This is a genomic window from Nitrospina gracilis Nb-211, from assembly GCF_021845525.1.
GTDB lineage: Bacteria > Nitrospinota > Nitrospinia > Nitrospinales > Nitrospinaceae > Nitrospina > Nitrospina gracilis_A.
Genome location: NZ_JAKJKD010000001.1, coordinates 2,928,613 through 2,940,450, shown reverse-complemented (window position 1 = coordinate 2,940,450; position 11,838 = coordinate 2,928,613). Strand labels below are relative to the sequence as shown.

General features: G+C 57.4%; 11 protein-coding genes. 7 read left to right on the top strand and 4 right to left on the bottom strand.

The features are described 5' to 3' along the window. The first annotated feature begins 4 nt into the window (after positions 1-4). The 5 genes from aroB (at position 5) to J2S31_RS13895 (ending at position 6,011) form a co-directional block, all read left to right on the top strand. The gene (aroB, locus tag J2S31_RS13915; protein ID WP_237099762.1) at positions 5-1,084 is read left to right on the top strand and encodes a 3-dehydroquinate synthase; all 1,080 of its coding nucleotides are present in this window, start codon (positions 5-7) and stop codon (positions 1,082-1,084) included. 225 nt (positions 1,085-1,309) lie between these two features. Further along, the gene (locus J2S31_RS13910) at positions 1,310-2,797 is read left to right on the top strand and encodes an aldehyde dehydrogenase family protein (RefSeq protein WP_237099761.1); all 1,488 of its coding nucleotides are present in this window, start codon (positions 1,310-1,312) and stop codon (positions 2,795-2,797) included. A 259-nt stretch (positions 2,798-3,056) separates the two neighbouring features. Continuing rightward, entirely contained in the window at positions 3,057-3,878 is an 822-nt protein-coding gene (locus J2S31_RS13905) for an MBL fold metallo-hydrolase (RefSeq protein WP_237099760.1), read from the top strand. A 10-nt stretch (positions 3,879-3,888) separates the two neighbouring features. Continuing rightward, the gene (locus J2S31_RS13900) at positions 3,889-5,217 is read left to right on the top strand and encodes an ADP-ribosylglycohydrolase family protein (protein ID WP_237099759.1); all 1,329 of its coding nucleotides are present in this window, start codon (positions 3,889-3,891) and stop codon (positions 5,215-5,217) included. Between the two features lie 221 nt (positions 5,218-5,438). Beyond that, positions 5,439-6,011, top strand: coding sequence for a hypothetical protein (locus tag J2S31_RS13895; protein WP_237099758.1), 573 nt, complete (start codon positions 5,439-5,441; stop codon positions 6,009-6,011). Positions 6,012-6,125: 114 nt separating this feature from the next. Here J2S31_RS13895 and J2S31_RS13890 read toward each other — a convergent pair whose 3' ends face one another. The 4 genes from J2S31_RS13890 to nadD are packed head-to-tail and all read right to left on the bottom strand — an operon-like array spanning position 6,126 to position 8,985. Beyond that, positions 6,126-7,445 carry a lipopolysaccharide assembly protein LapA domain-containing protein gene (locus J2S31_RS13890; RefSeq protein ID WP_237099757.1) on the bottom strand — a complete coding sequence of 440 codons (1,320 nt, stop codon included), beginning with the start codon at positions 7,443-7,445 and terminating at the stop codon, positions 6,126-6,128. Between the two features lie 51 nt (positions 7,446-7,496). Continuing rightward, on the bottom strand, positions 7,497-7,901 hold the full coding sequence (locus J2S31_RS13885) for a TraR/DksA family transcriptional regulator (RefSeq protein ID WP_237099756.1): 405 nt from the start codon (positions 7,899-7,901) through the stop codon (positions 7,497-7,499). Between the two features lie 29 nt (positions 7,902-7,930). Further along, positions 7,931-8,284, bottom strand: coding sequence for a ribosome silencing factor (gene rsfS / locus J2S31_RS13880; RefSeq protein ID WP_237099755.1), 354 nt, complete (start codon positions 8,282-8,284; stop codon positions 7,931-7,933). Then, on the bottom strand, positions 8,284-8,985 hold the full coding sequence (gene nadD / locus J2S31_RS13875) for a nicotinate-nucleotide adenylyltransferase (protein WP_237099754.1): 702 nt from the start codon (positions 8,983-8,985) through the stop codon (positions 8,284-8,286). Before nadD ends, rsfS begins: the two co-directional genes overlap by 1 nt. 503 nt (positions 8,986-9,488) lie before the next feature. Here nadD and J2S31_RS14655 point away from each other — a divergent pair. Together J2S31_RS14655 and J2S31_RS13865 are read left to right on the top strand one after the other, a co-directional pair. Beyond that, the gene (locus tag J2S31_RS14655; protein ID WP_272908867.1) at positions 9,489-9,848 is read left to right on the top strand and encodes a prepilin-type N-terminal cleavage/methylation domain-containing protein; all 360 of its coding nucleotides are present in this window, start codon (positions 9,489-9,491) and stop codon (positions 9,846-9,848) included. Between the two features lie 240 nt (positions 9,849-10,088). Further along, a complete protein-coding gene (locus J2S31_RS13865; protein ID WP_237099753.1) occupies positions 10,089-11,816 on the top strand; it encodes a tetratricopeptide repeat protein in 1,728 nt (575 codons plus the stop codon). Positions 11,817-11,838: the final 22 nt, after the last annotated feature.

Genomic DNA, 11,838 nt, shown 5'->3' with positions numbered 1-11,838 from the left:
TTCAATGAAAGTTTTGAGGATAGATCTGGCCGACAGGAGTTACGACATCCTGATCGGCCAGAATCTATTTGGCATCCTTGAGGAGAGCGTTCCCTCGCTCACTGGTCTGCGCCGCGCGGTGATCGTCACGCACCCGTCCATCCGCGCCCTGTACGGGCCTGCGCTGGAAGCGGGACTGAAGCAGGCAGGCATCGAAAGCCGCACCGTGGAGATTCCGGAAGGCGAGTCGCACAAAACGCTGGCCAGTGCGGAAGTGGTGTATGACCACCTCATGGAAAGCGCATACGACCGCAATACATTGATGGTCGCCCTGGGCGGCGGGGTGATCGGCGACCTCACCGGCTTTGTCGCCGCCACCTACCAGCGCGGCGTTCCTTTTTTGCAGGTGCCCACCACCCTGCTGTCGCAGGTGGACAGCAGTGTCGGCGGTAAAACCGCCGTCAACCACCCGCTCGGCAAAAACATGATCGGTGCGTTCTACCAGCCGCGCGCCGTCATCATCGACCTCGATACCTTGAAGACACTGCCTCCCGACGAGTTCCGCGCCGGCATGGCGGAGATCATCAAGTACGGCGTCATCGAGGACCCGGCCCTGTTCCAGTATCTCGAAGACAACGTGGAAGCGATCCAGGCACAGAATCCGGAAGCGCTCGCGCACATCATCGAAACCTCGTGCGCCATCAAGGCGCGGGTGGTGGAGAAGGACGAACGCGAAAGCAATTACCGCATGGTGCTCAACTATGGCCACACCGTCGGCCACGCCGTCGAAGCCCTCACCGAATACATGCAATACAAGCACGGCGAGGCAGTGGCCATCGGCATGGTCGTCGCCGCGCGCCTGTCTCAGCAGATGGGATACTGCGATGCCACCACGGTGGAGCGCATCACCAAGCTCATCGACCTCTACGGCCTGCCCACGGCGCTTCCGGATTTTTCCGCACGCGATTACATCGAGTCCATGTACCGCGACAAAAAAGCGCGCGAAAAGAAAATCCGTTTCATCCTCGTTCACACTCTCGGTAAAGTGGAAATCGTGGATGCTGTCCCTGAGCCGGAACTGGAAAAAGTTTTGATTTCCAAGTGATTCCCCCGCGCATGGCGGCCCTCCGCCGGCCCGCTTGACTTCCCCCTGGCATTTACCTATATTCCAATTAAGCGGTGATTTTGGCCGCATTTTCTTTTCCAGACACCGGATTTTTCATGAACCCGGGTCTTCATCGGTCTCCGGAGGGTCCCGGCCTGTGCCAATGATCGATCTCCTTTCGCTCCCCCAGTCCGATCTCAATACATTTCCATTCGGAGGTGTTGCATGACGAAGGAATACAAAAACTACATCAACGGCAAATGGGTGGCCTCGTCCAGCGGCGAGATTTTTGAAAACACCAATCCCGCCAACTGCAACGAGGTGCTGGGCCGGTTCCAGAAGTCGAACAAGAAGGACGTGGACAAGGCCGTCGCCGCCGCGGCCAAGGCCAAAAAGATGTGGCGGGAAACCCCGGCGCCCAAACGCGGCGAGATCATGTACAAGGTCGCCGAGCTGTTGGTCAAGCACAAGGAATCGCTGGCACAGGACATGACGAAGGAGATGGGCAAGGTCATCGCGGAAACCCGCGGCGACGTGCAGGAAGCGATCGACCTCACCTACTTCGCCGCGGGCGAAGGCCGGCGCATGGCGGGCGAGACGGTGCCCTCCGAACTCAAAAACAAATTCGCCATGTCGGTGAGGATGCCGCTGGGTGTCGTCGCCTGCATCACGCCGTGGAACTTTCCGCTCGCCATCCCGTCGTGGAAACTGATCCCGGCGCTCATCTGCGGTAACACCGCCGTCATCAAACCGGCGGAAGACACGCCGCTCACGGTGGTCAACTTCATGGACATTTTCGAGAAGGCGGGACTGCCCCCCGGCGTGGTCAACATGGTCACGGGCTACGGACCCGATGCAGGCGCGCCTTTGGTCGAACACAAGGATGTGGACATGGTGTCATTCACCGGTTCCACGCAGACCGGGGCGGGCATCGCCAGCGCCTGTGCGCAGAGGATGAAGCAGTACTCGCTGGAGATGGGCGGCAAGAACGCCATCATCATCATGGACGACGCCAACCTGAACCTCGCGCTGGAAGGGGTGATGTTCGGTGCGTTCGGCACCACGGGGCAACGGTGCACGGCGTGCAGTCGCGTTGTCATTCACAAAAAAGTGGCGAAGAAGTTCACCGACATGCTGGTCGAGCGCGCGAAGAAGCTGAAGCTCGGCAACGGCCTCGATGAGAAAGTGGACATGGGTCCGCTCATCAACGACAGGGCGCGCGAAAAAGTGCACCGCTATGTCGAGATCGGCAAAGAGGAAGGCGCGAAACTGCTGACCGGTGGCAGTCATGCCAACAGCAAGGTCTGCAAGAGCGGCTACTTCTACCAGCCGACGGTGTTCACCGACGTCGAATCCAAAATGCGCATCGCGCAGGAGGAGATCTTCGGTCCCGTGGTCAGCATCCTTGCCTGCAACAGTTTCGAGGAAGCGGTGGACATCGTCAACGACTCCACCTACGGCCTGTCGTCGGCGATCTACACGCAGGACGTCAATCGCGCGTTCAAGGCGATCGAGTTGCTGGAAACGGGCCTGACCTACGTCAACGCGTCCACCATCGGCGCGGAAATCCAGCTTCCGTTCGGCGGCATCAAGGGCACCGGCAACGGTCACCGCGAGGTGGGCATCGCCGCGCTCGAAACCTTCTCGGAATGGAAGTCGGTGTTCGTCGATTACAGCGGCAAACTGCAGAAAGCCCAGATCGACCACGACTAGCGGGCGTGGCCCGCAGCAAATGGGTACCGGCTCGTTGGTCCTTGTGATGGTCGGTGGGCGCGGACTGTGTCCGAGGAAAAAGGCAAACGCGTTTGCGCGGGAAACGTTTACCTGTTTTAATAGTCCCTCCCCTTTACAAGGGGAGGGTTGGGTGGGGTAAGAGGCAGGCTTAATTACCTCCCCTTCACGCTCTCCTTGAAAAGGAGCCGGTAAAAAAGGAATTCAGAGGGGAATTCCTTTAAACAATGTTTTAAAGTGGGTGACGAAACCACGTGCCTGCTCCGGGCGCAGTCCGGGAAAGGGGAGGACCATTCTTAGATTTTCCGTTTTATCCAGCGGCAGTAAAGGCAACGCGCTGTTTGTCGAAAGCGACCGCGCGTGCATCCTCATCGACAACGGCCTGTCCCTGCGCGAACTCAAAATGCGCATGGCGGCGGTGGAGCGCAACGTCACCGACCTCGACGCGGTCTTCCTCACGCACGAACACTCGGACCACATCCGCGGCATGAAGTTACTGCTCAACAAGCATGGCATTCCGGTGTACGCCACGAAGGGCACGTTCGATGGCGCGCGGCGGCACCACGATCCGTTCGAAAAGGCGCAGTGCATCGCCCGCGAGGACGAGGTGGCGGTCGGCGACCTGCGCATCGAATCGTTCCCCACGCCGCACGACGCGGCGGAGTCTGTGGCTTATGTCGTGCGGTGCGGATCGCTGAAGCTGGGGCACGCCACCGACCTGGGGTCGTCCACGCCGACGGTCGAGGCACGGCTAAAGGGAATGGATGTATTGCTGATCGAGGCCAATCACGATCCTGACATGCTGATCAACGGTTCCTACCCGTGGTCGCTCAAAAAACGCGTGGCCAGCGAAACGGGTCACCTTTCCAACCAGACCTGTGGCGAGATGTTGAGTGTTCTCAATCACGATAAGTTGCAAAAGGTCGTGCTGATGCACCTGAGCGAAAAGAACAACCGGCCGGAGCTGGCACTGAACCACGCCCACCGCGCGCTCGCCGCTTCACCGGTGCCGGTGGAGGTGGCCCGGCAGGACCGCCCCACCCCCTTGTTCGCCATCCGGTAACCCCTCCCGCATGAGCACCTCCGACGACAAAGCCCTCGGCAGTTGGTACGGCATGGCCGTCGGCGACGCGCTCGGCCAATCGGTAAAAGGCCTCAAACCCGAAACCGTCAAACAGTATTTCAAAACCGTCGATGCCTACCACGACGTCAAGCCTCACATCGGCAAGGGCGTCAAGCGGTACCGCATGAAGGGATTGTACGGCGTGCAGACGCAGGCGGCCCTGGCGGTGAGCGAGGTGTTGCTCGCAACCAAAAAGCCCGCGCCGGAAGCGATTGCCGATGTGCTGATGCGCATGGGCGCGAACGGACCCGAAGGGTATTTCGGTGTGTTCCGCCGGCCGGAAGGTTGTTTCTATAAAACCGTCGAATCGTTTCTCAACCGCATGGACATGGCGAAGTCGAATGAACCGTACGCCTTCGGTGCGACGTTCTCCGTTGCCCTACCCATCGCCGCATACATGAAACGCAATTCCGTAACCTTCCGCACCCAATGCGTGGAGCTCGCGCGGCTGTTCAGTATTCATCCCTGGGAGATCGTCGGCACCGCGCTCACCGGGTTTCTTGTGACGCGTTGCCTTGAGTTGCAATCGGCGTCGCAGCCCGGAGCGTTGAAACATCTGTTCGGCGACGCCGTCGCATTTTGCGAAGAAGTGGAAACGTTGTTGCAGGTCGAACACGGCGACGCCTGGCATGCGGTGGAGAAAGACCCGCAGGCGTTCAGCAAAACCCTGCGCGAACTGGAAACGCGCTACGAGCCGGGACAGTGCGACGCTTTGGGCAAGTGGATCGCGGAGAACGCATCGCGCTTCACCGGGGTGGACATCGTGCATCCCACGCAGGGGCACGCGCTCACCCTCCTGCCGTTTGCGTTGCTCATGCTGGTTGATGTGCCCGGCGGATTCGGCGCCGTGCTCACCGCCACACTCAACTACGGACGCGAGGCCGACAAGCTGGGCGCGCTGGCCGGGGCGTGGGCCGGGGCGCTGTACGGATTCGACGCCATCCCCGACGCCTGGCGAAGCGGGCTGGTCAACGCGAAAGAGATCAAGGCGCGCGGCGAAGCGCTGGCACGCCGCAAAAGCTGGAAGGGCGACAAGGATCTCGTCGCGATGGAACTCGGTCTCACCAACAAGGAAGCGGAGGAGCGCCGAAAGTTTTTACCCAAGGAAACGAAGAAGACGGCGAAGAAACCGGCCCCCCTCGACGACTTGTGGCTGGGAGAGGAGCCGCGCGAAAGCATCAGCCAACTGAAAGAAGACCCGTACAAGTGGCGGCAGTTCGAGCGTGACAAGGCGAAGAAAAAGCGGGACCGGCGACGCAACCCGGGGTTTCCGGAATAAAACTCGCCCAAATCGCCCTTAAAATGGGCAAAATGAAGGGAAGTTATTGATTTTTTGCAGGAAAATTCAATTATCCGCTTAACCTGAATGCCGAAATCGGCTATAATAATGCTCATAATCCATTGATAGATAAACTGTTATTAGAGGGACCGGGGCCGGTTCCATCGTGTAGGGTGCAGGATTTGACAAGATTAACGGGTCCACTTTTGTAGGAGAGAGTTGTGAAATCCGGAAACTATTTTTTGCTGGTCATGAGCCTCGTTTTTGCGGCGCAGACAGTATTCGCGCAGGACGCGCCCAAACCTGCCCCGGCACCGGCGCCGGTGGAGGAACAGAAACAGGAATGCGCGCCGCGCCCCGGTGAAACCACTCCGGCGGACATTGTGGTGGGCAAAAACCTGTCGGTGGATATGCCCCTGCAAGCCGCGATCGACCTTTTGGGCATTCCCGAATTCATCAAGATCAACCGCGGCACCGATCCGGGTTTGGACAACATCGAGATCACCTATCCCAATCACGATCTCGTGATCCGGGCGCTGACCGAAGGCAAAGTGGTGGAAGCCATTGAAATCGGTCCGAACTTCAAAGGCGCGTTCAACCAGGGCGACATCCGCCTCGGCGCGAAGTTCGAAGACGTGGTGGCGAGTTACGGCGTGCCGGCTTCATTGACGGCGCAGGTGGCGCGATACCCCGACCAGGGTCTGTACTTCCTGTTCAGCGACCGCATTCTGTTGTCCGCGAAAACGTATTCCAAGAACACGCGTCTGCTCGATGCGCGGCTGATGAACCCGTAAGCGTTCGGGCGGAGCACACATCCACGCAACACCGGCGCGAAGCCGCAAGCTTATTTGGAGGAGGAGAAACATGGGTCTTCGGACCCATGTTTTTTTTTGGCCTGACGTTGTGGGTTAAATCGAGATTTCGGCCTGCAACCGCATGGTGTTCCATGCGTGGCATTGCGGGCAGAAGGCGTGCCACGTGTCGCCCGTGTGGTGACAGGCGGTGCAGACATACTGTTCGATGGCGGTGGTCAGGCGGTTGTGCGTGGCGTGCATGATTTCATCCACCTGGGCGTAATCGTTGCGGTCGAGCAGGATCCGTATCCTGTACATCTGCGTGGAGAGCGACGGGTTTTCAATGTTGTTGAGCACATCCATGGCCGTGTCCTTTTCCTCGTGCTGGAGGAGGTGGTGGGCATAGAGCATGGAAAGCAGTTCGCGCTGGGCGTCATTGGAAGCGTCGCTGATGGCCTCCTGGTACAGTTTGTAGCTGTCGTGCAGTTTGTCCATATCCTCGTGGAGGTTCTGCAGGCGAAGCAGGAAGAGGGGCGATTGGGTGAGCTCGAACCCGTCCTTCCAGTATTTGATGGCGGTCTTGGGATTGCTGTTTTCCAGATACAACTGGCCGAGCATGAGGTAAGCAGGGAGGCAACGGTTGTTTTCGCGAAGCGCGCGTTTCAACTCCACGATCGCGGGCTCAATTTTCTTTTCCTGGTACAGCTGGTATCCCTTGGAGTACGTGATCTGGCTGAACAATTCCTGTTCCTCCGCCAACTCACGGGCGTCGTGGATGAGCGGCATGATGGCCTTCTGCATCTGGTACGCCTGGTCCGGGTTGCCCGCTTTCAAAAACGCGTCGCGCAACCGGCGGAGCGTGGGCAGGGAATTGGGATTGCGGCCGCGGATTTCTTTTAAGGTCGCGATTTCTTTTTCCACATTGCCCAGGGCCGCATAGTCTTTCGCCAGCGCGAAGCGGACGGGCAGGTTGTCCGGGTCCAGTTTGATCGCCCGCTGGTGCATGGTCACTGCACGTTCGGGATCGCCTTCCTCCCGCAATTGATCGCCCAGGTGTGCGAGCGCTTCAAAATGTTCCGGCGCCTGGTTGAGGATTTTTTCCAGCAGGGCGATGCCTTTGGCCCGCTGGCCGCTGGTGATCTCGTTGATGGCTTTCTGGAACAGTTCTTCCCACTTGCGGTGCAGTTTTTCCTGCTTCTTCACCACCCGCTGTTGACCGTAACGGCGCAGGGATAAGCGGAACTGCTGGAAACCCGTAGCCAGCGCGGTGCACACCACCCCGACCAGGATCGAGCCCAGCATGAACACCACGATGGGCATTTTCATTGAGAAGTGCTGGGTGAAGTAAACCTCGACGTCGCTGGGGTTGAGGAAGGTAAAGTAAACGATCAGCAGAATAAAAACGATCAGAGTTGAGATCAGTTTCAGGGTCACGTCGTGTGTTCAGGTTGGGAGGTTGTCGTTCAAATCAGTTGAACGGTGAATTCATCCTAGAGGACCGGCTTCGTCGCCGTATGAATCCATCCGCTTGTTGAATTTTTCTTCCTGCTCCAGTTTTTCGAGGCATTTCACGCAATATCGCGTGAACGGCACCACATGCAGTCGAGCTTCCGGGATGTTCGATTCGCACTCGGAGCACACGCCGTATTCTCCGGTGGCGATCTTGCTGAGCGCTTCTTCCACGAGCTTCAACTTTTGCCGTTCCTGCTCGCCCAGGTTGAGGAGCATCTGCCGGGAGGAGGAGCGCGCCGCGTCGTCCGACATATCCGAGACGAGCTGGGTGAATTCCTCATCCTGACTGGATTTGATGTTCTTTTCCAAGTCTCCCAGAATTTCCGACCGGATCTGGATCAACTGGGACTTCAGCTCGGAAACTTTCTTTTTGTCCATGGTTCCGGAATCTCCTCACGTTCATTCGTTCATTCGCTCATAGCCGCGATCACGGGGACGTCCCCCCAAAGCCGCTCCAGGTCGAAATGTGTCCGGACTTCCTGCAAAAATATATGGACTATCATGTCTCCAAGATCGAGAATCACCCAGTTGCCCTGCTGGTATCCTTCCTGCGCAACAGCGTCGTAAGGAGTGCCCGAGGTTTTTTCGAGGATGTTGTCCGCGATGGCCTGAACCTGTACCTTGGAATTCCCACTGCAAATCAGGAAATAATCCGTCAGGTCCGTGCGGTTTCTCAGATCCAGAAGAATGATATTGGAAGCTTTTTTTTCGGTGGCCGCGTTGACCACCAACTGTTGGAGTTCGCTTAAAGACTCTCTCATTAAGACATCGGATGGGGGTGTGCTTGGTATAAACGATGGGCCATGATATACCCTGTAACGGCAGGTGGCAACATCTTTTTGACCGTATCGCCGCGCTGGAGCGCCTGCCGGATTTCCGTTGAGGACACGGCCTGCGGCGGGATTGGGAAGAGCGCGATGCGGCGTCCGGTTTCCTCGCAAATGAAGGTGCGCCGGGTGGCATCGGAGGTCTCCGGACTGTAGGAAAACGGCAGGTCGGCGATCAAGGCAGTCATGTCTTCCGCGGCCTCATCGAGAGTGTGGCCGGGACGCGATGCCACCAGGATGTGGCTCGCCTGCAACACGCGGTCATACTGCTTCCAGGTAGAAAAATCGCGAAACGTATCGGCACCCATGATCAGGTAAAGTTCGACGCCCGGCCATCGGGCCTGCAAACCTTTCAGAGTGTCGAGCGTATACGACACCCCGCCGCGCTCGATTTCCAACTCCGAGATTTCGAATCCTTCTTCTCCCTCCAGCGCGCACCGCAACATTGCCAGACGGTGGTGCGTCGGCGTGATCGACTGGTTTTGTTTGTGTGGAGGAACCCCCGCCGGAATGAACAGGACCCGGTCCAGATGAAAGGTGGCCCGCGCCGCCCGCGCGAGACCAAGGTGGCCGTTGTGGACGGGATCGAAACTGCCGCCCAGGATTCCGATGTGTTCACCTTGGTGAGGGATCATGAGATATGAACAGGACAAATAATGATGTAGGATGGGGGGGATGCAAGCATTCCGTCCGCCACCCATCCGGTACCTCAATCTTATCCGGTTGATTTCATTTATTTAAGAAAAAAACGGGCGAAGGGAGAAGCAGGCCCGGCGCCCCTGCAAACGGCTAGGCCGGAACCGGCGCTCCTTCACCCCGCTAACGCCCTTGCCTCCTTATATATGTAGACCTTTTAAGAGGAGGGGCGTCCAAACCTTAAATATAAAGGAGGTTTACAAATTTTTGTCTTCGAAGTGACATAATTTGTCCCTAAAAAGGGTGGTTGGCGAGGCATGAGGGGGTATTTAAAATAATTGAAAATTTTTAAATTATTGATTTTAATTAGCTTATTTTATTTTTAGCGGAGGGGGTGCGGGTTCGGCATATAGCTTGCACTCTATGGGCAAACGATTACGACGAGTGCCCCAGAAGTCAGGTTCAATTTCAGAAACTGTTAACTTTATCAGGAGGAGAAGTAATGATTAGTCGAAACGAGAAAGGTTTTACCTTGATCGAGCTGCTGATCGTAATCGCCATCATCGGTATTTTGGCGGCGATCGCGATTCCTCAGTTCAACCAGTACAAAGCACGCGCATACAACTCGGACTCCAAGTCCAACCTGCACAACCTGTACCTGGGTTGTAAAGCTTACTGGGCCGAGGAAGGATCCAGCCGGCAATGTAACGTGAATACCGTGACTCAGTCTCAATACGGTTTTGTGCAATCCACTCGGGTCAGCATCCAGGGTTCCGGTATCGAAACCGGCTTTGCTGCTACGGCTCAGCATATGGACAGTTTGACCAGCTACACCATGGATGCGAACGGCAATATCCAGTAATCCATGGGTGTCGTGAGACACGTGGGTTTGTGTTAACCAAACTCAAAACAAAGCTCCCACCCCGGTATCCGGGGTGGGAGTTTTTTTTCGTGAAAACGGGTCCGGCGGGGTCTCTCTCCATCCGGGATGAAGGGAAGGTTGACAGCGTTCTGCCGGCGGGGTCCAATAGCAAACGTACAGCATGCCCGCCCGCGGGCCAGGCAACAAAGACCGACCGTTCCTCTTAAACGAGAACCGACAGTGCCTTCCACCTCCGCCGACGCATCCAGTCCTTCCGCAAGCCGCGCTCCCTTCACAGTAGCGGCGCTCAGCTTTCTGGTTTATATCCATTCGCTTCGAAACGGATTTCTTAATTACGATGACATCGACGAACGCATCCTGAAAAATCCGTTTCTCAACACCCCTTGGGACTGGAGTTTCATCCCGCGGGCATTCACGCAGGCGACGGCGGGTTATTACGATCCCATTTACGCTCTGTCCTATGTCATCGATTATCAGTTGTGGGGCATGAATCCCGCCGGCTTTCACTTTGACAACCTCCTTCTGCATGCGCTCAATTCCCTGCTCGTGTTTTATTTGATACGCAACACAACCAAACGGCACGACCTCGCGTGGGTGACGGCGCTGTTGTTCGCAGTGCATCCCATTCATGTCGAGTCGGTGTCGTGGGCCACCAGCCGGAAGGACACGCTGTCGCTGTTCTTCGCGCTGGCGTCGATGCTCGTTTACTGGCGCGGGGTGGGAGGGGACACACGGCGTTATGTGGTCCACGCGGCGGGATCGGTTGTGCTCCTCCTGCTGGGCATGATGACCAAGCCGACCGTGGTGGTGATCCCGGGCATGATCCTGTTCGCGGAACTTTTGATGGGACCGCGTCCCTTTTCCTGGCGGCGCATGGTTGCATTCCAGGCGTCAGCGTGGAGCGTTGTTCTCGTGTTCATCGCCGCGACGTATTCGATGACGGTCGGCATCGCCGTCAAAGACACCATCCATTTCACGCCCACTCAGCACGTCACTTTGTTCTTCCAATTGTATGCGTATTTTTTGAAACTCATTCTGTTCCCGGTGAACCTGTGCGCTCTGTACCTGATCGAGGTGCGGGACCGGTTCGATCCGCTGACGCTCGGCCTGTTCATTCCAGGGCTTTTGTTCCTCGTCGGTTGGATGTTTGTGGAAATCAAACGATGCGTTGTCGATGCCGATCGCGCGCGGCGGCACGGTGCGGTGGTGTGGGGGGCGGTGGTGTTTTTTGCCGCACTCCTGCCATACACCAATATCATGCCGCGCACCATTTATCTCGCGGACCGCTACCTCTATCTTGCTTCAATGGGATTCTGCCTCATCGCGGCGACGCTTTTACTTCGCATTCGACCGGTGCGCATGCGCTTCGCAGGCATTATAATGTTGGTGGTGCTGTATGGTGCGCTGACCATCGACCGGGTGCCGGTGTGGCACAACAGCATCGTCCTGTGGTCGGACGTAATCCAGAAAACCAATATGAATCCCGATCGCGGACACATTCTTCTTGCCCGTGCCTATGGATTCGAAGGGCAATGGGACCGGGCCGTGCAGGAATACGGACAGGTGGACCTGTCCGGACACCCGGATCCGCAGTTGTGGACCGACGTAGCGAGGGCCTACGTCACCACAAACCAACTCGACCTCGCCCGCGGGATTCTGGAACGGCTGACGAAATCCTGTCCGCATCACGTGATTCCGGCCACGCGTCTTCTGGCGCTGGACATCGAACAGGACCGGCTCCACCGCGCCCGTCAACGCGCGCAGGAACTGGGCCGTCAATTGACCGATGAAGAACGCCTGCTTCTGGACTCAATTTTGCTCCTGCGTGCGGAAGGCCAAACGGAAACCATGTGGCGGACGTTCTCGCGGTTGGACTATCTGATCGAACAACGCATCGCTCCCCATAAACCTGAATTGCTGAAGCAATGCCGCGAGCGGCTGGGGTAGTGTGGAGACGGAGACGCATCGC